Below are 18,836 nucleotides of genomic sequence, written 5' to 3' on the forward strand. Positions count from 1 at the left end.
ACGCGACTGCGTCGCGATCAGGTCGGGAGAACTCGCCCAGGGGCTCGTTCTCCCGCCTGGTGGGTGGCGATTCGGTGTCGCCGAGCATCACCGATCCGCCATCGAGCGCGTAGGGTCCGGCCCGATGAGCGACGTCGTCCTCATGGGCATCGTGAACGTCACCCCCGACTCGTTCTCGGACGGGGGGCGGTGGCTCGATCCCGAAGCGGCGATCGCGCACGGGCTCGAGCTCGTCGCCGAGGGCGCCGGGATCCTCGACGTCGGCGGCGAGTCGACCCGTCCGGGCGCGGCGCCGGTCGCGGCGGATGAGGAGGCCCGGCGCGTCGTGCCGGTCATCGCGGGCCTCGTCGCGGCGGGCACGCACGCGCAGCTCTCGGTCGACACGACGAAGGCGACCGTGGCCGCCGCGGCCCTCGACGCCGGCGCGACGTACGTCAACGACGTCACCGCGCTGCGGGGCGACCCGGCGCTCGCGGGGCTCGTCGCGGACCGCGGCGCCGACTGCTGCCTCATGCACATGCAGGGCGAGCCGCGGACGATGCAGCGCGAGCCGCGGTACGACGATGTTGTCGACGACGTGCGGGCGTTCCTCGAGGCCCGCGTCGCGTTCGCCGTGGGGGAGGGGATCGCGGAGGCGCGCATCAGCGTCGACCCGGGCATCGGGTTCGGGAAGACGCTCGCCCACAACCTCGAGCTGCTCGCCCGCCTGGACGCGCTCGTCGCGCTCGGCTTCCCGGTCGTCGTCGGGACGTCGCGCAAGTCGTTCCTCGGCGCGATCACCGGGCGCGAGGACCCGGCGGCGCGCGTCCCCGCGACGATCGCCGCGAACGTCCTGGCGTACACGCGCGGTGCGCGCGTCTTCCGCGTCCACGACGTCGCCCCGGCACGGGATGCCCTGCTCGTCGCGGCTGCTACGTTGCGCCCCCATGGCTGACCACGAACCCTACGACGACCTCGACGACGAGGACGATCTGGATCTCGACGACGACTCCTTCGACGAGGATGAGGGTCCGCAGACCGAGGTGACCATCGAGGTCACCGGGCTGTCCCTCTACACGCACCACGGCGTCACCGCCGCGGAGCGCGAGATCGGCCAGCGCCTCGTCCTCGACCTGCGCCTGGAGGTCGGCGAGTGCGACGCGACCGTCACCGACATGGTGCAGGACACCGTCGACTACGGCGAGGTCTGCAACGTCGTCGCGCTCGTCGCGCAGCAGCGGTCCTACAAGACGCTCGAGCGGCTCTGCTCGGCGATCGCCGACCGCCTCCTCGACGACTTCGCCGCCGACGAGGTCTGGGTCAAGGCCTCCAAGCCCGAGCCGCCCATCGCGCTGCCCGTCGCCGAGGTCTCGGTCGAGGTCTGGCGCCAGCTGCGCAGCTGAGCGGGGCGATGCACGGCACCGCGTCCACGAGCCAGTTCGTCCGCGACACCGGCGTCACGCCGGTGGGCGACGGCCGGTACGACGCCGTCTGCTCGGGTGAGTGGTCGGCGCCGACCGGGCCGAACGGCGGCTACCTCGCCGCGATCGTGCTGCGCGCGATGCTCGCGGAGGTCGCCGACCCCGCCCGCGAGGCGCGGTCGCTCACCCTCCACTACCTGCGCTCACCGGCGCCCGGCCCCGTCGAGGTCCTCGTGACCGTCGAGCGGACGGGCCGCACGATGTCGACGGCGACCGCCCGGCTGGAGCAGGGCGGCAAGCCGTGCGTGCTGGCGATCGGGGCGTTCGGCGCGCCCTTCGAGGCCGCCGCCGCGTACGCCGCGGCGCCGCCCCGGGTCGAGGGCTGGGAGACGATCAAGCCCGCCCGTGACGACCCGCGCTTCCCGCCGATCTCGCGGCGGCTCGAGGTCCGCCGGGCGATCGGTGGCCGCGTCTTCGGCGGCGCGCCCGAGGCCGACAGCGGCGGCTACGTGCGGCTCCGCGAGCCCGCGCCGTTCGACGCGCCGCTCCTCGCGCTCATGGTCGACGCGTGGCTGCCCGCGGTGTTCGCGTACCTCACGTATCCGGCGCTCGCCCCGACGATCGAGCTGACGATCCACTTCCGGGCACCGGTGGCCGCGGCGGCGCTCGCGCCCGACACCCAGCTGCTCGCGCGCTTCACGTCGCGGACGGCGGCCGACGGCTACGCCGAGGAGGACGGGTGGATCTGGGCCCCCGACGGCACCCTGCTCGCGCAGAGCCGGCAGCTGCACCTCCTGCGCGCCATCGAGATGGGCGGGGGCCCGGCGTGAGCGGCGCGCGGCGCATCGGCTACCTCGGCCTCGGGTCGAACATCGGCGACCGCCGCGGGCACCTCCAAGCGGCCGTCGACGCGCTCGGCGCCCACGGCGTCACCGTCCTCGCCTCGTCCTCGACCTACGACACCGACCCGGTGGGCGAGGTCCTCGACCAGGACGACTTCCTCAACGCGTGCGTGCGGATCGAGACGGCGCTCGAGCCGCCCGAGCTGCTCGCGGCGTGTAAGGCCGTCGAGGGGGAGCTCGGCCGCGTGCAGGGCGGCGTGCGCCACGGCCCGCGCCCGATCGACGTCGACGTCCTGCTGCTCGGCGACCTCGAGTACCACTCCGAGCGGCTGACCCTGCCGCACGAGCAGGCGACCTCGCGGCGCTTCGTCCTCGTGCCGCTCGTCGAGCTCGACCTCGAGCTGACGACGCCGGACGGCACGCGGCTGCGTGACGTGCTCGCGGCGCTCCCGCCCGACGAGGGCGTCCGCGCGGCCGGGCCGCCCCTCACCGTCCCGGCGTAGGGCAGCGCGGCGGGGATCCTCGCCCCCTGGTGCACCTCTTGGGTGCGCCAGGGTCGCGAAGGATCTCTCAGGCGGGCAGCAGCGCCGGCGCGATCGCGCCCGACGGGATGTGGCCGCCGACGCGGAAGAGGCGGTCGGCGAGCTGCCCGCACGGGCGGTCCTGGATGCGGGCCCGGAGGTCCTGCATCGTCATGAGCAGCGCGAGCGTCGGGGCGATCTGCAGGTCCGCGCGGTTCGGCTGCGCGCCGCCGAGCGTCCCGTCCGCGATCCACGCGTCGATCTTGTCGAGGTAGCCCGGCAACGCGGCGTAGTCGGCCGCGACCGCCTCCGGCGTCGCCTTGTTGATCGCGATCTCCGCGCGTGAGATCGCGGGCATGAAGGCACGGAGCATGAAGCCGGGGAGGGGGACCTTGCCGCCCTCGCCGTAGGAGGGCGCAGCGGACGGGTTCTCCTTCAGCGTCGGCCACAGGAGCCGGCGGCCGAGGGGCTGGAGCGTCTCGTCGCCCCAGCGCTCGGCCTCGAGCACCTTCGCCGCCGCGGCGGGGTCGGCGGGGAGCAGCGCGGGTTCGGGCACCCGTCGCTCGATCTCGGCGACGATCGCCCGCGAGCCCTGGAGCTTCAGGCCGTCGTCGAAGCGGATCGCCGGCACCGTGCGCCCCGGGAACATCGCCCGCGTGACGGCGAGGTGGGCCGGCGGGGGGATCTCGATCGTCGTGAACGGGATCCCCTTGATCTGGAGCGCGCGGATGACGGTGTTGCACGGGTGCGACCCGTTGACGACGAAGAGCTTGGCGGCCATGCGGCTACCCTACCGGCCGCAGGACGGGCCCCTCGCTATCCTGAAGACAATCATGAAGACCGAGATCCACCCGAACTACAAGTCCGCTCACGTGCGCTGCACCTGCGGGAACGAGTTCGAGACCCGTTCAACCACGTCCGAGATCAGCGTCGAGATCTGCTCGAACTGCCACCCGTTCTACACCGGCAAGCAGAAGCTCGTCGACACCGGCGGTCGCGTCGACCGCTTCCGCCGCCGCGCCGCCAAGCGGGCGGCCGGCCAGTCGGCCTAGGCAGGACACGGGCACGGATGTCCGTCGAGCACCCGGATGCCGGCCCCGCGGTCGGCACCGGCTCCGACGGGCAGCTCGTGGCCGTGCGGGACGCCCCCGTCGGCGGCCAAGCCGTCCTCGAGGGCGTCATGATGCGCGGCGTGTCGGCCTGGGCCGTCGCGCTGCGCCTCCCGTCGGACGAGCAGCTCGCGGCGGTCAGGCGCGGCGAGAAGCCGGATCGCTCCCAGGCCGCGGACGGCGACATCGAGGTGCACCTGCACCCGCTCACGTCGGTCCTCACCCGCCACCGCGTCCTGCGCCTGCCGGTCGTCCGGGGCGTCGTCGCGCTCGGCGAGTCGCTCGGGATCGGCTTCCGCGCACTGTCGACGAGCGTCAACGCGCAGCTCGGCGAGAAGGAGGAGGAGATCTCGGGTCCCATGTGGATCCTCACGGTCGCCCTCGCGCTCCTCATGTCCGTCGGGCTCTTCTTCGTCATCCCGGTCGGGCTGACGTCGCTCGTGAAGGACCAGCTCGGCTCCCCGCTGCTCTTCTGGCTCGTCGAGGGGGTCCTGCGCACGGGCATCTTCCTCGGGTACCTCGTCCTCGTCTCGCGCATGCCCGACCTGCGGCGCCTCTTCGAGTACCACGGCGCCGAGCACAAGACGATCTCCTGCCTCGAGGACGGCCTCGAGCTCACGCCCGAGAACGCGCAGCGCTTCAGCCGCCTGCACCCCCGCTGCGGGACGAGCTTCCTCCTCATCGTGATGATCGTGGCGATCTTCGCCTTCGCCCCGGTCGGCCTCCCGGCCTGGTACCTGCTCGTCGCGACGCGCATCCTCGGCGTGCCCGTCATCGCGGGGCTGAGCTTCGAGATCATCAAGTCCGTCGGCCGCCACCGCCGCGCCGCCTGGGCCCGCGCGGTCATGTGGCCGGGCATGCAGCTCCAGAAGCTGACGACCCGCGAGCCCGACCTCGACCAGCTCGCCGTCGCGATCGCGGCCCTCGACGCCGTGCTCGAGACGCAGGAGACGGACGCGGACGCGGGTGAGCTCGTGGGCGTGGAGGTCGTGGCGTAGGCCACGTCTGGCGGTACGGTGTTTGGTCGTCCGCGCCGCGTGGCGGCGGGTCGGGAGGTCTACGGCGGCAGAGACGGCGGACGGGAGTTGCTGCGGTCCGCGGCGCGAGGTGTGTCCGCTGAGGCGGGTCATGCACGTCTCAGCGGACACACCTCCCTGGGAGCCGCACGAAGTGCGGGTATGACGGGGCGTTCGTGCGCCTCCGCCCGACGAAGTGTCGCCTCAGCGACCTGTTCGTCGGGTCAAGCGGTGCGCCTCGTCCACCGCCGGCTCCGTTCGCCGTCTCAGATGCCGTAGACGCTGCAGCCCGTCACGACGCGTCGCGGCAGAACGGCCGCCGCGGCAAGGTCAGGCCCCGACCCCACCCCGCACCCGCAGCCCCGCCCCGAGCGTCCGGATCGTCCACTCGAAGGACGCCTCGAGGTCGGTACCGATCGCGTAGCCGGAGGCGAGCTCGAGGGCCACGAAGCCGTGGACGGTCGAGCGGGCGGCGCGCGCGGCGTGGATCGCCTCCTCGCCCTCGAGGCCGTAGCCGCGCAGGACGGCGCGGATGACGTCGACGGCGGCCTCGCCCGCGGCGAGGACCCGCTCGTCCCGAGCGCCGAGCGCGCGGTGCATCGCGTCGTACTCCCCGGGGTGCTCGCGCGCGAAGGCGCGCTGGGCGTGGGCGACCGCGAGCAGCGCGTCGTCCCCCGCGAGCCCGGCGGCCGCCCGCGACAGCGCCGCGGTCAGCGCGGCGGTCCCGCGCAGGCCGATCGCGACAAGCAGCGCCTGGCGGCTCTCGACGTGGTTGTACAGGGACGGTGGGCGCACGCCGAGGTCGGCCGCGACAGCGGCGATCGTCACGGCGCCGAGCCCGTCGCGGTCGGCGATCCGCGCGGCGGCCGCGACGACGGCGTCCGGGTCCAGGCCCTGGCGTGCCACCGGTCAGGCGCCGCGCGCGATCGCCGCGTCCATCGCCGCGCCCGGCGCCTCGAGGACCCTTCCGTGGCCGGCCGCGAGCCGCCGGGGATCGAGCGCCCGCAGGGTCTTCGCGCTCTCCAGCGCGGTCGCCTTGTGCCACGTCGCGAAGCCGGGCAGCGGGAAGCGCCACCCGGGCTTCGCCGTCGTGTGGACGCCGCCGATCGTGTGGAAGGCGTCCCCGCAGTAGAGCGTGCCGTCGCGTTCGTCGAGGAGCGCGATGTGCCCGGGGGTGTGGCCGGGCGAGTCGACGACCCGCAGCGAGCCGACGCGGTCGCCGTCACGGAGGAGCCCGGTCGGCTGGGCCCTCGTGCCTGGGAGGCCGCCGCGGACCTTCGCGTCGGCCGGCTCGCCGGGGTCCGCGCTCCTGTCCTTGCGCAGGAGCTTCGCGTCGCGGGCGCCGACGAGCAGCTCGGCGTCCGGCAGGGCGGCCCGCAGCGCGTCGACGCTCCCGACGTGGTCGCCGTGCCCGTGGGTCAGCACGATCCGGGTGATCGTCCCGCCGGCCGCCTCGGCGGCCGCGAGAATCCCCTTCTCGCTGCCCTTCACGGCGGTGTCGACGAGCGTCAGCCCGTCGTCCTCCTGCACGAGGTAGGCGTTGACGAGGTGCAGGCGGGTGACGGGGATGACGGGCATGGCGGTCTCCGGTCGAAGGTGAATGCACAACCGTGCGTAGTTGTTAAACTACGAACAGTAGTTTCACCTGTCAAGGGCTGACCGCCGCGCACCCCTAGACTCAGCTGCCGCATGATCGAGCGACTCGTCGAACAGATCGAAGCCCGTTTCAACGAGCTGCAGCACCTCATCGTGGACCCGGCGGTGGTGTCGGATCGCGTCCGCAACGCCGACGTCGGGCGCGAGTACCGCCGCCTGGAGCCGGCCGCCGCGCTCGCCGACGAGTGGCGCCGCGCGGTCGACGACGTCGCCGGGGCCGAGGAGCTGCTCGCCGAGGGCGAGGACCCCGAGGTCCGCGAGATGCTCACGACCGCCCGCGCGCGCATCACCGAGCTCGAGGAGGCCATCCGCCTCGCGATGGTCGAGCGCGACCCGAACGACGACAAGAACGTCATCGTCGAGATCCAGGGCGGCGCCGGCGGGGACGAGGCGGCGCTCTGGGCCGGTGACCTCTTCCGGATGCTCACGAAGTACGGCGAGAAGCTGAAGTTCTCGACCGAGGCGATGGACGCGTCCGACGGCAAGTACACCTTCGCGGTCAAGGGCGACGGCGCCTACTCGGTCTTCAAGTTCGAGGCCGGGACCCATCGCGTGCAGCGCGTGCCGGCGACCGAGTCCCAGGGACGTACGCACACGTCCACGGCGACCGTCGCGGTCCTGCCCGAGGTGGAGGACGTCGAGGTCCACATCGACAACAACGACCTGCAGATCGACGTCTACCGCTCCGGTGGCCCGGGCGGCCAGTCGGTCAACACGACCGACTCCGCGGTCCGCATCACGCACCGGCCGACCGGCATCGTCGTCGCGATGCAGGACGAGAAGAGCCAGTTGCAGAACCGCGAGAAGGCGATGCGCGTGCTGCGCGCCCGGATCTACGAGGCGGCGCTCGCCGAGCAGAACGCGGCGATCTCCGCCGACCGCAAGGCGCAGGTCGGCACCGGGGACCGCGCCGAGAAGATCCGCACGTACAACTACGGCCAGAGCCGCGTCACCGACCACCGCGTGAACCTCACGACCCACAACCTCGACCAGGTGCTCGAGGGCGACCTCGAGGAGTTCACCGCCGCGCTCACCGCCGACGAGCGCCGTCGCGCGCTGGAGACGCAGGCGGCCGCCGGGACCGCCTGATGGCGCCGACCGGCGTCCCCGTCCGCGACGCGCTCGACAGCGCCCTCGTCGCGCTGCGGGCCGCCAAGGTCGGCACGCCGCGCCTGGACGCCGAGGTCCTGCTCGCCCACGCGCTCGGCGTCGACCGCACGCAGCTCTTCCTCGAGCCCGACGCGCCCGTCACCGGCGCTGCCGTCCACACCTTCCGCGAGGCCGTCCGGCGGCGCAGCGTGCTCCGGGAGCCGGTGGCGTACATCACCGGGACGAAGGGCTTCCGCCGCCTCGATCTCCACGTCGACGGCCGCGTCCTCATCCCGCGCCCGGAGACCGAGCACCTCGTCGAGGCGGCGATCGAGCAGCTGCCCCGCGGCGCCCGCGTCCTCGACGTCGGGACCGGCAGCGGCGCCGTCGCGCTCGCGCTGAAGGACGAGCGCCCGGACCTCGACGTCCACGCGAGCGACGTCAGCGAGGACGCCCTCCACGTCGCCTACGCGAACGCGCAGCGGCTCGGCCTCGACGTCACGTTCCACCTTTCCGACCTCCTCGCCCGTACCCCGGAGGTGGACGCCGTCGTGAGCAACCCGCCGTACGTCGAGGACGGCGCGCGCCTCGAGCCCGAGATCGCCCGCCACGAGCCACCCGGCGCGCTGTTCGCCGGGATGGACGGCCTCGACGTGGTGCGGCGCCTGATCCCCGCCGCGGCCGCCGCCGGCGCCCGCTGGATCGCGCTCGAGATCGGGCAGGGCCAGGCCGCCGCGGTCTGCGCCCTCGCGCCGGGCGGCTGGGTCACCGGCACCGTCCCCGACCTCGCCGGCGTGGAGCGGATCGTCACGCTCCGGGAGCTCTGAACGCCACACCGATGCCACCGCTCACCCCCACCGACGCCGAGACCTTCGCCCGCTGCATCCGCGTGGGGGGCGTGGCCGTCTTCCCGGCCGACACGGTCTACGGCCTCGCCTGCGAGCCGTCCGACAAGGAGGCCGTCCGCCGGCTCTACGCGCTCAAGGGCCGCGTCCCGGACAAGCCTGCGGCGGTGATGTTCTTCCAGCCCGACCTCGCGCTCGCCGCGCTGCCCGAGCTCGGCGGGCGGACCCGCGAGGCGGTGCTCGCGCTGCTGCCGGCCGCCGTCACGCTCCTGCTCCCGAACCCCGCGCATCGCTTTCCGCTCGCCTGCGGTCCCGACCCGGGGACCCTGGGCCTCCGTGTCCCGGCCTTCCCGCCCGCCCTGCAGGCGCTCAAGGCGGTCGCGTGGCCGGTCCTGCAGTCCTCGGCGAACCTCGCCGGCGGCCCGGACGCGCGCACCGTCGACGCCGTCCCCGCGGCGATCCGCCGCGAGGCCGACCTCGTCCTGGACGGCGGCCCGCTCCCGGGCACGCCATCCACCGTCGTCGACCTCCGCGGCTACGAGGAGACGGGGACGTGGACGATCGTCCGGCACGGTGCGGCGCCCGAGCACTGGATCTCCTCGCAGCTTGCGGCGTAGCGCCGCCCGGGGCACGCGGTCGCGGCCCAACGCCGCGGTCCGGATGCGTACGATCCGCGCATGCGCATCGCCGTCGGCTCCGACCACGCCGGGTTCCACCTCAAGGAGCACGTGAAGGCGACCCTCGTCGAGGCCGGTCACGAGGTCCTCGACGTCGGCACCGCCACCGCCGACTCCGTCGACTACCCGTCGTACGCCCGCGAGGCGGCCGAGCTCGTCGCGTCCGGCGGCGCCGAGGTCGGCGTCATCGCCTGCGGCTCGGGCGTCGGCGTCTCGATCGTCGCGAACAAGGTCGGCGGTGTGCGGGCGGTCAACGCCCACGACCCGGCCGAGGCCGAGATGTCCCGCCGGCACAACGACGCGAACGTCGTGACGCTCTCCGGCGCCCGGCTGAAGCCCGAGCAGGCGGACGCGATCGTCGCGACCTTCCTCGCCACCGACTTCGAGGGTGGACGCCACGCCCGCCGCGTCGGCCAGATCGACACCCCGGCTTGATACCGTCCTCGGTGTCGCGACTGGCGCCGAGGGTGGAACAGACCACCGGGGAGCGACACGCAGGTCCGCCGCGCGCCTGGGCACCTTGACCCTCTCCTGCAAGCCGCCGAAGGAGCGCACGTGTCCGATCTGAGTCCCGACTACTTCAACCGCCCGATCTCCGAGGTCGATCCCGAGATCGCCGAGGTCCTCCGCCTCGAGCTCGACCGCCAGCAGCGGACGCTCGAGATGATCGCGAGCGAGAACTTCGTCCCGCAGGCCGTCCTGGACGCCCAGGGCAGCGTGCTCACGAACAAGTACGCCGAGGGCTACCCCGGCAAGCGCTACTACGGTGGCTGCGAGCACGTCGACGTCGCCGAGCAGCTCGCGATCGACCGCGCGAAGGCCATCTTCGGCGCCGACCACGCGAACGTCCAGCCGCACTCCGGCGCGCAGGCGAACACCGCCGTCTTCCACGCGCTGCTCACGCCCGGCGACACGATCATGGGCCTCTCGCTCGCCCACGGCGGCCACCTGACGCACGGCATGAAGATCAACGTCTCGGGCCGTCTGTACGACATCGCGCCGTACGAGGTCGAGCGCGAGACCTCTCGCATCGACATGGAGAAGGTCGCCCAGATCGCCCGCGAGCGCCGCCCGAAGATGATCATCGCGGGCTGGTCGGCCTACCCCCGGCAGCTCGACTTCGCCGCCTTCCGCGCGATCGCCGACGAGGTCGGCGCGCTGCTGATGGTCGACATGGCGCACTTCGCCGGGCTCGTCGCCGCCGGCCTGCACCCCTCGCCGGTGCCGCACGCCGACGTCGTGACGACGACCGTCCACAAGACGCTCGGCGGTCCGCGCTCGGGCATCATCCTCTGCCGCGAGGAGCACGCGAAGAAGATCAACTCCGCGGTCTTCCCGGGCCAGCAGGGCGGCCCGCTCGAGCACGTCATCGCCGCGAAGGCCGTCGCGCTGAAGATCGCGGCCAGCCCGCTCTTCAAGGAGCGCCAGGAGCGGACGATCGCGGGCGCCCAGGCCGTCGCGGCCGAGCTCATGAACGCGCCGGAGGGCATCTCGGTCCTCACCGGCGGCACCGACGTGCACCTCGCGCTCGTCGACCTGCGCGACTCGGAGCTCGACGGCCAGCAGGCCGAGGACCGTCTGCACGAGATCGGCATCACCGTCAACCGCAACGCGGTCCCGTTCGACCCGCGCCCGCCGATGGTCACGAGCGGCCTGCGCGTCGGCACGCCCGCCCTCGCGACCCGCGGACTCCAGGCCGAGGACTTCACCGAGGTCGGCCGCATCATCGCGACGGCGCTGACGCCGGCGTTCGACGGTGCGAAGGCCGAGCTCACCGAGCGCGTGACGGCGATCGCCGACCGCTACCCGCTCTACGAGCACCTCTCCGCGGCCGCGGCGGTCTGACCCGGCGGGGGCGTCGCCGGGTGGGGGTCTAGGCTCATGCCCGCGCGATGACCCCGAAGGACGCCATTCTCGGCTTCGCCGTCGCCTTCCTGGTGGCGGTCGTGATGACCCCGGTGACCGCCCGCGTCGCCCGGGTCGTCGGCGCGATCGACCGGCCGAAGGACCGCGGCCTCGCCGCCGGCGGGACGCCGCTGCTCGGCGGCCTGGCGATGCTCGCCGGGATCCTCGTCAGTGCCGCGTTCTACCTGCACTCGACGCCCCGTACCGAGGATCGCGTCCACGGGATCCTCTGGGGCGCGGTCGTCATCGCCGTCGTCGGCGCCCTCGACGACCGCTTCGAGCTGCACCCCGCGGCGAAGCTCGCCGGGCAGATCGTCGCCGCGGTCATCCCCGTCCACGCCGGCGTCGAGGTCGTGAACATCACCCTCCCGTTCGTCGGGGCGCTGCAGTTCCACTCCCTCGGCTCGGTCCTCACCGTCGTCGGCCTCGTCGCGGTCATGAACGTCGTGAACCTCTCCGACGGCATCGACGGGCTCGCCGCCGGGGTGTGCGCGATCGCCGCGACGGTCTTCGCGATCATCGCGTTCGACCTCGAGCGCCGGCACGCGGGCGTGCTCGCGGCGCTCACGGCCGGCGCGGCGCTCGGGTTCCTCGTCCACAACTTCCACCCCGCGAGCGTCTTCATGGGCGACTGCGGGTCGAACCTCCTCGGCCTCATGCTCGGCTGCATCGCCGTGGAGGGCGCGGTGAAGACGCAGGCGGTCCTCGCGCTCGTCTTCCCGCTGCTCGTCCTCGCGGTCCCGTTCCTCGACACGACGTTCGTCGTCCTCAAGCGGATGAAGTACGGCCGCCCGGTCTGGCAGGCCGACGCGAACCACCTGCACCACCGCTTCAACCGCATCGGCTTCAGCCAGCGGCGCTCGGTCCTCTACCTCTACGCGTGGACGATGACGCTCGGCGCGTTCGCCGTCGCCCTGCGCTTCGTGCCCTACTCCGACAACCACGGGCACTTCAACACCGGGTGGTCGCTCGTCATGGCCGCGCTCGGCCTCGTCGTGCTCGCCGCGAGCGTCTACCTCGTCGTCGTCCTCGAGATCCTCAAGGTCAAGCGCCTGGTCTGGATGCGCCACGCTTCGGGGCACGACGAGGCGGCCGTCGACGCCGAGGTCGAGCAGGCGCTCGCCACCGGCGAGTTCCCCGCCGTCCGCCTGGACTGACCCACCCCGCCACGACACCCGAAAGCGCCATGCACCTCTTCCACATCCCCGGCAGCCGTTCCACCCGCGTCGTCTGGGCGCTCGAGGAGATCGGCGCGCCGTACGACCTCACGGTCCTCGACCGCACGCAGAAGCAGTCCGAGGAGCACCTCGCGCGCCACCCGCTCGGCCGGGTCCCGGTGATGGAGCTCGACGACGGGCAGCTCATGTTCGAGTCCGCCGCCATCTGCCTGCACCTCGCCGACCTGCACCCGGAGTCGGGCCTCCTCCCGCCCGTCGGCACCAGCGCGCGGGCGCTCGCCTACCAGTGGACGCTCTTCGCGATGACCGAGCTCGAGGCGAAGGTCTTCGCGTTCCTCTTCGCCCGGCGCCGCGGGGAGGACGAGAGCGAGCACGCCGCCGAGCTCGAGCCGCGGGCGGCCGCGGTGCGACGTGCGGTCTCGGTGCACGAATGGGTGGCCGGAGACACGTTCACCGTCGCGGACATCTTCTGCGGGACGATGCTCGCCAACGCCTTCAAGCGGAAGCTCCTCACCGAGGACGGCCCATTGCGCGCGTACGCCGACCGCGTCGTCGCGCGCCCCGCCTACGCCCGCGCCGAGGCGGCCGGGCGCACCGACTGACAGCTCACGCCGGACAGGTCTGCGTCAGCTGACAGTCGGCGCGCAGAGGGGGCCGGCGCCGAGCCGCGTCAGTCGCGGGCGTAGATCGCCCGCATCCAGATCGCCTCGAGCGACCGGGCGAGCAGGGTGGTGTCGAAGCGGCCGCCCTGGACGAGCTGCTGGTACAGCGCGCGCTCGCACATCCACACGAGGGCGAACGCCGTCGAGTCCGGGTCGGCCTCCGGGGCGTTGCCCGCCGCCTGCTCGGCCCGCAGTCGGTCGGCGGTCGCGACGATGAAGCGCTCGAGCAGACGACGCCAGAAGACCGCGACCTCCTCCTCGTACGTCGACACCTCGACGATGACGCGCATGAGCGGCGCGTGGGTGCTGTAGAGGTCGGCGATGCTCTGCAGGGCGGCGCGGACCTCCTCGCGGGGGTCGCCCGCGCCGGAGAACCAGACGTCCGCCTGCTGGTAGAGCTGGACGGTGACGTCCTCGGTGAGCCGGACGAGCAGCTCCCGCTTGTCCTTGAAGTAGAAGTAGAACGCGGTCCGGGAGATGCCCGCCCGCGTCGCGATCTTCTCGATGTTGAGGTCCGCGAACGACGCGCCCTCGGAGAGGAGCTCCTCGGTCGCCGCGAGGACGGCCGCCTGGACCGCCTCGCGCTTGGGAGTCGTCGCGGCGGGCTGCTGTCCGGTGTCCGACACGCTGCCAACCCTATACGGCTCCCGGACCGGCTCCGGGGGGTCAGCGGGGCAGTTCGCCCGGCGACCAGGACCAGTGCAGGGGCGGCTCCTGGCCGCTCTGGCGGAAGTGCGCCATGTCGACCTCGAGGAAGAGGGCGGTCGCCTCGGCGATCGTCTCGCCGTCCTCGTCGCGGATGATCCCCGCGAGGTGGAGCTTGCGCCCGTCGATCCGCTCGATCCAGGCCTCGACGGTGTAAGGGACGTCGATGAGCGTGGGCCGGCGGTAGTCGACCTCCAGGCGCGCGGTGACGGCCGGGCGCCGGAGCACCATGAGCAGCGTCCCGATCGTGTCGTCGAGCGCGGTCGCGACCGCTCCGCCGTGGGTGAAGCCCGGCGCGCCCTCGTGCACACGGGTGAAACGCAGGTCGGTCAGCACGCGCTCGCCGAGCACCGAGAAGCTCAGTCCGAGCGTCCCGGGGTTCTCGGGCCCGCAGCCGAGGCAGTGGTCGTGGTGCGGGACCACAGGACGGGGGACAGGCGGCATGTCGGCGTTCAGGCTAGCGACCGGCCACGGCCGGACGGGTTGCCGAACCCCCACCGTCCGGCCCGGCGTGCGGCCGCCCGGCGATGGACTACCGTGACGGGCCATGCACGTCCGCAACCTCGAGGCGGCGGAGCCCTTCGTCACGGCCGACGGCTCCACGATCCGCGAGCTCGCCGGGCGGGTCGCGCTGCCGTCGGTCAACCAGAGCCTCGCCGAGGCGACGGTCCCCGCCGGCGGCGCCACGACCGCCCACTACCACCCGGTCGCCGAGGAGCTCTACTTCATCACCGCGGGGGAGGGCTCCCTGCGCCTCGCCGACGAGACCCGCGACGTGCGGCCCGGCGACTGCATCGTCATCCCGCCCGGGGTCGAGCACAAGCTCACGAACACCGGTGCCGGCGACCTCAAGCTCCTCTGCTGCTGTGCGCCTGCGTACCGCCACGAAGACACCGTGCTGACCGAGGACGTCCCCGCCGGCGGCGGGACAGCGTCATGACCGAAACCCCCGGGCGCGGCCGGGGTCCTTCCCGGGACATGCCGTCCCGCCGCCCCGTCGTCCGCTGCGCCCCGCGGCTCCTCGCCCTCCTCGGGCTGCTCGCCGCCGTGCTCGCCGCGGCCGCCCCGTCCCCGGCGGCCGCGAAGGAGTCGGGCGAGCTGTCGGTCGGCATCGCGGACCAGAAGACGACGTTCTTCACCGCACCGCTCTTCCAGGACCTCCACATCTCGAAGGTGCGCCGCGTCGTCCCCTGGGACGCGATGAACATCGGCTACGAGCGCGCCGAGCTCGACCAGTGGCTCACGGCCGCGCGCGCCGCGAGCACCCGCCCGCTGCTGTCCTTCGGCCACTCGCGCGTGCCGAGCCGGGCGCACACCGCCCCGACGCCGGCCCAGTTCGTCGCCTCCTTCCGCAAGCTCCACAAGGCGTACCCGTGGGTCACCGAGTTCGCCGTCTGGAACGAGCCGAACCTCTGCGGGGAGCCCCTCTGCCACAAGCCCGCGCTCGCCGCGCGGTATTACGACGCGCTCCGCGCCGCGTGCCGGTCGTGCACGATCCTCGCCTCCGAGGTCCTCGACAACCCGACGATGACCCCGTGGGTCAAGGCGTTCCTGGCGCGCGTGAAGCACAAGCCCACCGTCTGGGGGCTGCACAACTACCTCGACGCGAATCGCCTGCGTACGAGCGGAACCCGGCGCCTGCTCCGGCTCGTCACCGGGCAGATCTGGTTCACCGAGACCGGGGGCATCGTCAAGCGCCGGTCGGCCCACAAGCAGGGCGGGTTCCCCGAGACGGTGGCCCACGCGGCCGTCGCGATGCGGTGGATCTTCGACAAGCTCGTCGAGCTGTCGCCGCGCATCAAGCGGGTCTACATCTACCACTGGAACCCGGGCGGGCCGCGGGACTCGTGGGACTCCGGCCTCGTCGGTCTCGACGGCGCCGCGCGCACCGGTTACCGCGTCCTGCGCGACCGCCTGCGCACGATCGAGCGGCGCCGGGCCGCCACGGCGGCGCGACACCGCGTCGCACACGGCTAAGCCCGTCCTCAGAAACACACCGGCGGGCCAATGGTGGTGGGGAAACACCATTCCTCGCAACGTCTGCCACGAAGTGTCACAAAGTCGTCACAAAGTGACCGGTTCCTGATAGGGTCACCGGGCCGTCGCCCCGACCGCCCCTGGCGGCCGGGATCTTGCCTCTCACTGTCCTCGGCCTGCGCCCGTCGCAGGACCCAACGCCTGTAGGGTGACGCCCCCGCCATGCCTGACCACGACCTCCCCGAGCCTGACGCCGACGACCGCGGCGCCGTCCCCGCACCCGGTGCGGGCGACGCGTCGTCCGGCCGCCGCGTGCCCGGGTGCCCGCGGGCGGTCCGCTGCTGCCTCACGGCCGTGGGCGGTCGGCCCGAGGGCCGTCGCCACCGGGCGACCCGTCGTCGGCCGCCGGCCCCGCGCGGGCGGGTCCGCAGCTGCGCCCGCACCCTGCCCCGCCCCCTGGGGGACCGGTAGGTAGGGTCCTGCCGCCGCGAGTCATGAACACCCGTCCCAGCCCAGTTCCCTCCGGCTCCGGCCACGCGGCCGATCCCGCGCCGCGGCCCGCGCCGGCCCCGAGCGAGTTCGCGTTCGTCGCCCTCCTGGACATCGTCCTCGTGGTGATGGCGGTCCCCGTCGCGCTGCTGCTCGGCGCGCCCGTCCTCGGCGTCCTCGCGGGGGCCGGGATCTGGATCGTCCAGCGCCTGATCGAGCTCGGCGTCGCCCGGGTCGCGAACGGCAAGACGAACGTCAAGGCCGCGATCGGTTACAACCTCGGGGCCATGGTCGGGCGGGCCTGGCTCGTCGGGCTCACGATCCTGCTCGTCGGCACCGCCGGCGCGCGGAAGGACGGCCTCGCGGCCGCCGTCCTCGTGTTCTGCGCTTTCACCGCCTACTTCGCCACTGCGCTCCTTGCGCGTTCGTTCGAGAGGAACGTCACCCCGTCATGACGACCAAACGCAAAGTCGGCCTCGGCCTCGGCATCTACGTCGGGGTCATCGCGATCTTCCTCGCCATCTTCGGCTCCGGGCAGAAGAACGACGTCTACAAGCCGCAGAACGAGTTCAAGCTCGACGCCTGGTTCTCGATCGGCCCGTTCGACTTCACCAAGGCGACGATGTACGTCCTCATCGCCGCGATCCTCATGTGCGTGACGATGGTCTACGTCGCCCGCCGGATGCAGCAGCGCCCGAACCGGGTCCAGACGCTCGTCGAGGTCGCCTTCTCGCTCATGCGCGACAACATCACCAAGGCGAACATGAGCTCGACCGAGGCGGCGAAGTGGTTCCCCTTCGTCGGCGCGCTGTTCCTCTTCATCTGGTTCTCGAACATGCTCGGGTACATCCCGCTGCCGACGAACTCCGAGGAGAAGATCAACGTCTTCGGCGCGCACATCCCGTCGTTCGCGCTCTACGCGGCGACCGCGAACCTCTCGATCCCGCTGTCGCTCTCGCTGCTCGTGTGGATCATCTACAACGCGGTCGGCATCAAGAGGAAGGGGCCGAAGGGCTACATCCTGAGCTTCATCCCCGCGGGCGTCCCCGGCTTCCTCACCCCCTTCATCCTCGGCCTCGAGCTCATGTCGAACTTCATGCGGCTCATCTCGCTGTCGGTCAGGCTCTTCGCGAACATCCTCGCGGGCCACCTCATCATCCTGTTCATGGGCGGGGCGCTCGTCGTCCTCCTCGGCGTGGAAGCGCTCGGCATCGTGACGTTCCCCCTTGCCGTCGCGCTCTTCATGTTCGAGGTGGCGCTTGTCGCCACTCTGCAGGCCTTCATCTTCGCCACGCTCACGGCGATCTACCTGGGCGGCGCCACCGCCGACCACCACTAAGCAAGTCGCAAAGAACCAAGGAGATACCCCATGGACCTCAGCACCATCACCCTGCTCGCTCAGACCGTCGATCCGGTCAAGTACGGCCAGGGCGCCGGTCGTGCCATCGCCCTGGGCGTGGGTGGCGGCCTCGGTGCCGTCGGCGCCGGCATCGGCATCGGCACGATCTTCGGCAAGGTCATCGAGTCGGTCACCCGTCAGCCGGAGATGCGCGACGAGATCACGTCGATCCAGTGGCTCGGCTTCGCCCTCTGCGAGGCGTGCTTCTTCTACGGGCTCGTCGCGGGCCTCATCGCCTTCTTCCTGTAGGCCGCGATGCTCGCATTGATCACACTCGCCGCCGGCGAGACAGCCACCAAGACGGAGGCGGGGGGCAGCTTCCTCGTCAAGCCCGGCATCGGGCTGATGGTCTGGACGCTGCTCATCTTCGGGACGTCCATGGCGGTCCTCTACAAGCTCGCGTTCCCGGCCATCGCCGAGGCCCTCGACAAGCGCCAGAAGGCCATCGACGACGCCATCGCGTCCGCCGATCGCTCGAAGGCCGAGTCCGAGGCGCTGCTCGCCGAGTACCGCGAGCGCCTGAAGGAGGCCCGCGCCCAGGCCGACGAGATCGTCTCGAAGGCCCGCAAGTCCGGCGACGAGGTCGAGCGTCACGCGGCCGAGGTCGGCCAGGCCCGCCGCGACGAGCTCATCGAGCAGGCGAAGAAGGACATCGAGGGCGAGACCCGTCGCGCGATCGGCGAGATCCGCAACGAGGTGGCGAGCCTGACCGTGGCCGCGACCGAGAAGGTCACCCGCAAGACGCTCACCGCCGAGGACCAGAAGCGCCTCGTCGAGGACGCGCTCGGCGAGCTGGACTTCTCCTCCCTCGGGGAGCGCAGCAACTAGCCATGGAAGAGATCGCCCGCGTCTACGCGAAGTCGCTGTTCGAGGTCGCCAAGGAGAAGGGCTCCCTCGACGTCGTCCGTGAGCAGCTCGGGCAGTTCTCCGAGGCGCTCTCGGGCAACCCGGAGCTGTCCACGTTCTTCTTCTCCCCCTACTTCTCCACGACGGAGAAGAAGGAGGGCTTGGAGAAGGCGGTCTCCGGCGCCGACCCGACCGTCCTGAACATCCTCGAGCTCCTGCTCGAGAACCACCGCATGCCGGCGATCCACCGGCTGCGTCGCGAGTACGACCGTCTGTGGGACCAGGAGAACAAGCTCCTTCCCGTGGACATCACGAGCGCCGTCGCCCTGGACGAGGACGTCGTCCGGCGCCTCGGCGACCAGATCGGCGAGCAGACGGGCCGCAAGGTCCAGCTCAACGCTCATGTCGATCCCGACGTGCTCGGCGGGATCATCCTCCGCGTCGGCAACCAGATCCTCGACGCCTCCATCCGAAACCGACTCGATCAGCTTCGCCGTTCCGTGGCGAAGGCCTGACCAGG

Annotated in this window: 25 protein-coding genes and 1 riboswitch; of the genes, 20 read left to right on the forward strand and 5 right to left on the reverse strand. The window is 72.3% G+C overall.

What is annotated here, in order from left to right; all coding sequences use genetic code 11:
• Nucleotides 1-124 precede the first annotated feature (124 nt).
• Genes folP through folK form a run of 4 tightly spaced genes read left to right on the forward strand, consistent with a single transcriptional unit; the run spans nucleotide 125 to nucleotide 2,745 of the window.
• Nucleotides 125-934, forward strand: a complete 810-nt coding sequence (gene folP / locus NBH00_RS06265) for a dihydropteroate synthase (RefSeq protein ID WP_254572495.1) — start codon at nucleotides 125-127, stop codon at nucleotides 932-934.
• Complete coding sequence (gene folB, locus NBH00_RS06270) at nucleotides 927-1,382, forward strand: dihydroneopterin aldolase (RefSeq protein ID WP_254572496.1); 456 nt, start codon at nucleotides 927-929, stop codon at nucleotides 1,380-1,382. Before folP ends, folB begins: the two co-directional genes overlap by 8 nt.
• 8 nt (nucleotides 1,383-1,390) lie before the next feature.
• Nucleotides 1,391-2,230: an acyl-CoA thioesterase gene (locus NBH00_RS06275; protein ID WP_254572497.1), complete on the forward strand. Its 840-nt coding sequence runs from the start codon at nucleotides 1,391-1,393 to the stop codon at nucleotides 2,228-2,230.
• Nucleotides 2,227-2,745 carry a 2-amino-4-hydroxy-6-hydroxymethyldihydropteridine diphosphokinase gene (gene folK / locus NBH00_RS06280; protein ID WP_254572498.1) on the forward strand — a complete coding sequence of 173 codons (519 nt, stop codon included), beginning with the start codon at nucleotides 2,227-2,229 and terminating at the stop codon, nucleotides 2,743-2,745. Before NBH00_RS06275 ends, folK begins: the two co-directional genes overlap by 4 nt.
• Nucleotides 2,746-2,812: 67 nt before the next feature.
• On the opposite strand, the gene NBH00_RS06285 is transcribed toward folK, so the two are convergent.
• Nucleotides 2,813-3,544, reverse strand: a complete 732-nt coding sequence (locus tag NBH00_RS06285) for a glutathione S-transferase family protein (protein WP_254572499.1) — start codon at nucleotides 3,542-3,544, stop codon at nucleotides 2,813-2,815.
• A gap of 52 nt (nucleotides 3,545-3,596) precedes the next feature.
• Between NBH00_RS06285 and rpmE the strand changes: the two genes are divergently transcribed.
• Both rpmE and NBH00_RS06295 read left to right on the forward strand, forming a co-directional pair.
• Nucleotides 3,597-3,815, forward strand: coding sequence for a 50S ribosomal protein L31 (gene rpmE, locus NBH00_RS06290; RefSeq protein WP_254572500.1), 219 nt, complete (start codon nucleotides 3,597-3,599; stop codon nucleotides 3,813-3,815).
• Nucleotides 3,816-3,832: 17 nt separating this feature from the next.
• Nucleotides 3,833-4,870, forward strand: a complete 1,038-nt coding sequence (locus NBH00_RS06295) for a DUF1385 domain-containing protein (RefSeq protein ID WP_254572501.1) — start codon at nucleotides 3,833-3,835, stop codon at nucleotides 4,868-4,870.
• A 348-nt stretch (nucleotides 4,871-5,218) separates the two neighbouring features.
• Here the strand turns inward: NBH00_RS06295 and NBH00_RS06300 are convergent, their stop codons facing one another.
• Both NBH00_RS06300 and NBH00_RS06305 read right to left on the reverse strand, forming a co-directional pair.
• On the reverse strand, nucleotides 5,219-5,794 hold the full coding sequence (locus NBH00_RS06300) for a TetR-like C-terminal domain-containing protein (protein WP_254572502.1): 576 nt from the start codon (nucleotides 5,792-5,794) through the stop codon (nucleotides 5,219-5,221).
• Nucleotides 5,795-5,797: 3 nt separating this feature from the next.
• Entirely contained in the window at nucleotides 5,798-6,466 is a 669-nt protein-coding gene (locus NBH00_RS06305) for an MBL fold metallo-hydrolase (RefSeq protein WP_254572503.1), read from the reverse strand.
• 111 nt (nucleotides 6,467-6,577) lie between these two features.
• Here NBH00_RS06305 and prfA point away from each other — a divergent pair, with 111 nt between their 5' ends.
• The 7 genes from prfA (at nucleotide 6,578) to NBH00_RS06340 (ending at nucleotide 12,840) form a co-directional block, all read left to right on the forward strand.
• A complete protein-coding gene (gene prfA, locus NBH00_RS06310) occupies nucleotides 6,578-7,633 on the forward strand; it encodes a peptide chain release factor 1 (protein ID WP_254572504.1) in 1,056 nt (351 codons plus the stop codon).
• Nucleotides 7,633-8,460, forward strand: a complete 828-nt coding sequence (gene prmC / locus NBH00_RS06315) for a peptide chain release factor N(5)-glutamine methyltransferase (RefSeq protein WP_254572505.1) — start codon at nucleotides 7,633-7,635, stop codon at nucleotides 8,458-8,460. Before prfA ends, prmC begins: the two co-directional genes overlap by 1 nt.
• Before the next feature lie 11 nt (nucleotides 8,461-8,471).
• Nucleotides 8,472-9,095 (forward strand): L-threonylcarbamoyladenylate synthase, encoded by a 624-nt coding sequence (locus tag NBH00_RS06320; RefSeq protein ID WP_254572506.1) that lies wholly within the window; start codon nucleotides 8,472-8,474, stop codon nucleotides 9,093-9,095.
• Between the two features lie 60 nt (nucleotides 9,096-9,155).
• Nucleotides 9,156-9,590, forward strand: a complete 435-nt coding sequence (gene rpiB / locus NBH00_RS06325) for a ribose 5-phosphate isomerase B (RefSeq protein WP_254572507.1) — start codon at nucleotides 9,156-9,158, stop codon at nucleotides 9,588-9,590.
• A 6-nt stretch (nucleotides 9,591-9,596) separates the two neighbouring features.
• A riboswitch (ZMP/ZTP riboswitch) is annotated at nucleotides 9,597-9,679 on the forward strand.
• A gap of 31 nt (nucleotides 9,680-9,710) precedes the next feature.
• A complete protein-coding gene (gene glyA, locus NBH00_RS06330) occupies nucleotides 9,711-11,000 on the forward strand; it encodes a serine hydroxymethyltransferase (RefSeq protein ID WP_302182703.1) in 1,290 nt (429 codons plus the stop codon).
• A gap of 47 nt (nucleotides 11,001-11,047) precedes the next feature.
• Entirely contained in the window at nucleotides 11,048-12,217 is a 1,170-nt protein-coding gene (locus NBH00_RS06335; protein ID WP_254572508.1) for a glycosyltransferase family 4 protein, read from the forward strand.
• Nucleotides 12,218-12,246: 29 nt separating this feature from the next.
• Nucleotides 12,247-12,840: a glutathione S-transferase family protein gene (locus NBH00_RS06340; protein WP_254572509.1), complete on the forward strand. Its 594-nt coding sequence runs from the start codon at nucleotides 12,247-12,249 to the stop codon at nucleotides 12,838-12,840.
• A 68-nt stretch (nucleotides 12,841-12,908) separates the two neighbouring features.
• Here NBH00_RS06340 and NBH00_RS06345 read toward each other — a convergent pair whose 3' ends face one another.
• Both NBH00_RS06345 and NBH00_RS06350 read right to left on the reverse strand, forming a co-directional pair.
• Nucleotides 12,909-13,526, reverse strand: coding sequence for a TetR/AcrR family transcriptional regulator (locus NBH00_RS06345; protein WP_254572510.1), 618 nt, complete (start codon nucleotides 13,524-13,526; stop codon nucleotides 12,909-12,911).
• 40 nt (nucleotides 13,527-13,566) lie between these two features.
• A complete protein-coding gene (locus tag NBH00_RS06350) occupies nucleotides 13,567-14,049 on the reverse strand; it encodes a PaaI family thioesterase (protein ID WP_254572511.1) in 483 nt (160 codons plus the stop codon).
• A 103-nt stretch (nucleotides 14,050-14,152) separates the two neighbouring features.
• Between NBH00_RS06350 and NBH00_RS06355 the strand changes: the two genes are divergently transcribed.
• The 7 genes from NBH00_RS06355 to atpH all read left to right on the forward strand — a co-directional run bounded on the left by NBH00_RS06355 (nucleotide 14,153) and on the right by atpH (nucleotide 18,831).
• Nucleotides 14,153-14,545 (forward strand): cupin domain-containing protein, encoded by a 393-nt coding sequence (locus NBH00_RS06355; RefSeq protein WP_254572512.1) that lies wholly within the window; start codon nucleotides 14,153-14,155, stop codon nucleotides 14,543-14,545.
• A gap of 38 nt (nucleotides 14,546-14,583) precedes the next feature.
• Nucleotides 14,584-15,582 (forward strand): hypothetical protein, encoded by a 999-nt coding sequence (locus NBH00_RS06360; RefSeq protein WP_254572513.1) that lies wholly within the window; start codon nucleotides 14,584-14,586, stop codon nucleotides 15,580-15,582.
• Between the two features lie 494 nt (nucleotides 15,583-16,076).
• Nucleotides 16,077-16,526: a hypothetical protein gene (locus NBH00_RS06365; RefSeq protein WP_254572514.1), complete on the forward strand. Its 450-nt coding sequence runs from the start codon at nucleotides 16,077-16,079 to the stop codon at nucleotides 16,524-16,526.
• Complete coding sequence (gene atpB / locus NBH00_RS06370; RefSeq protein WP_254572515.1) at nucleotides 16,523-17,410, forward strand: F0F1 ATP synthase subunit A; 888 nt, start codon at nucleotides 16,523-16,525, stop codon at nucleotides 17,408-17,410. Before NBH00_RS06365 ends, atpB begins: the two co-directional genes overlap by 4 nt.
• Before the next feature lie 30 nt (nucleotides 17,411-17,440).
• Nucleotides 17,441-17,719: an ATP synthase F0 subunit C gene (gene atpE / locus NBH00_RS06375; RefSeq protein ID WP_254572516.1), complete on the forward strand. Its 279-nt coding sequence runs from the start codon at nucleotides 17,441-17,443 to the stop codon at nucleotides 17,717-17,719.
• Between the two features lie 6 nt (nucleotides 17,720-17,725).
• The gene (atpF, locus tag NBH00_RS06380) at nucleotides 17,726-18,298 is read left to right on the forward strand and encodes a F0F1 ATP synthase subunit B (protein ID WP_254572517.1); all 573 of its coding nucleotides are present in this window, start codon (nucleotides 17,726-17,728) and stop codon (nucleotides 18,296-18,298) included.
• A 2-nt stretch (nucleotides 18,299-18,300) separates the two neighbouring features.
• The gene (gene atpH / locus NBH00_RS06385) at nucleotides 18,301-18,831 is read left to right on the forward strand and encodes an ATP synthase F1 subunit delta (RefSeq protein WP_254572518.1); all 531 of its coding nucleotides are present in this window, start codon (nucleotides 18,301-18,303) and stop codon (nucleotides 18,829-18,831) included.
• Nucleotides 18,832-18,836: the final 5 nt, after the last annotated feature.

Origin of the sequence: Paraconexibacter antarcticus, from assembly GCF_024220175.1 — a bacterium.
GTDB lineage: Bacteria > Actinomycetota > Thermoleophilia > Solirubrobacterales > Solirubrobacteraceae > Paraconexibacter > Paraconexibacter antarcticus.

Coding starts and splice junctions, on each gene's coding strand:
- folB (WP_254572496.1), top strand. CDS start 927: ATGGCTGACCACGAACCCTACGACGACCTCGACGACGAGGACGATCTG.
- NBH00_RS06335 (WP_254572508.1), top strand. CDS start 11,048: ATGACCCCGAAGGACGCCATTCTCGGCTTCGCCGTCGCCTTCCTGGTG.
- NBH00_RS06340 (WP_254572509.1), top strand. CDS start 12,247: ATGCACCTCTTCCACATCCCCGGCAGCCGTTCCACCCGCGTCGTCTGG.
- NBH00_RS06305 (WP_254572503.1), bottom strand. CDS start 6,466: ATGCCCGTCATCCCCGTCACCCGCCTGCACCTCGTCAACGCCTACCTC.
- NBH00_RS06350 (WP_254572511.1), bottom strand. CDS start 14,049: ATGCCGCCTGTCCCCCGTCCTGTGGTCCCGCACCACGACCACTGCCTC.
- rpmE (WP_254572500.1), top strand. CDS start 3,597: ATGAAGACCGAGATCCACCCGAACTACAAGTCCGCTCACGTGCGCTGC.
- atpE (WP_254572516.1), top strand. CDS start 17,441: ATGGACCTCAGCACCATCACCCTGCTCGCTCAGACCGTCGATCCGGTC.
- NBH00_RS06365 (WP_254572514.1), top strand. CDS start 16,077: ATGAACACCCGTCCCAGCCCAGTTCCCTCCGGCTCCGGCCACGCGGCC.
- rpiB (WP_254572507.1), top strand. CDS start 9,156: ATGCGCATCGCCGTCGGCTCCGACCACGCCGGGTTCCACCTCAAGGAG.
- atpB (WP_254572515.1), top strand. CDS start 16,523: ATGACGACCAAACGCAAAGTCGGCCTCGGCCTCGGCATCTACGTCGGG.
- NBH00_RS06285 (WP_254572499.1), bottom strand. CDS start 3,544: ATGGCCGCCAAGCTCTTCGTCGTCAACGGGTCGCACCCGTGCAACACC.
- prmC (WP_254572505.1), top strand. CDS start 7,633: ATGGCGCCGACCGGCGTCCCCGTCCGCGACGCGCTCGACAGCGCCCTC.
- NBH00_RS06360 (WP_254572513.1), top strand. CDS start 14,584: ATGCCGTCCCGCCGCCCCGTCGTCCGCTGCGCCCCGCGGCTCCTCGCC.
- NBH00_RS06275 (WP_254572497.1), top strand. CDS start 1,391: ATGCACGGCACCGCGTCCACGAGCCAGTTCGTCCGCGACACCGGCGTC.
- NBH00_RS06295 (WP_254572501.1), top strand. CDS start 3,833: ATGTCCGTCGAGCACCCGGATGCCGGCCCCGCGGTCGGCACCGGCTCC.
- NBH00_RS06320 (WP_254572506.1), top strand. CDS start 8,472: ATGCCACCGCTCACCCCCACCGACGCCGAGACCTTCGCCCGCTGCATC.
- atpF (WP_254572517.1), top strand. CDS start 17,726: ATGCTCGCATTGATCACACTCGCCGCCGGCGAGACAGCCACCAAGACG.
- prfA (WP_254572504.1), top strand. CDS start 6,578: ATGATCGAGCGACTCGTCGAACAGATCGAAGCCCGTTTCAACGAGCTG.
- folP (WP_254572495.1), top strand. CDS start 125: ATGAGCGACGTCGTCCTCATGGGCATCGTGAACGTCACCCCCGACTCG.
- NBH00_RS06355 (WP_254572512.1), top strand. CDS start 14,153: ATGCACGTCCGCAACCTCGAGGCGGCGGAGCCCTTCGTCACGGCCGAC.
- atpH (WP_254572518.1), top strand. CDS start 18,301: ATGGAAGAGATCGCCCGCGTCTACGCGAAGTCGCTGTTCGAGGTCGCC.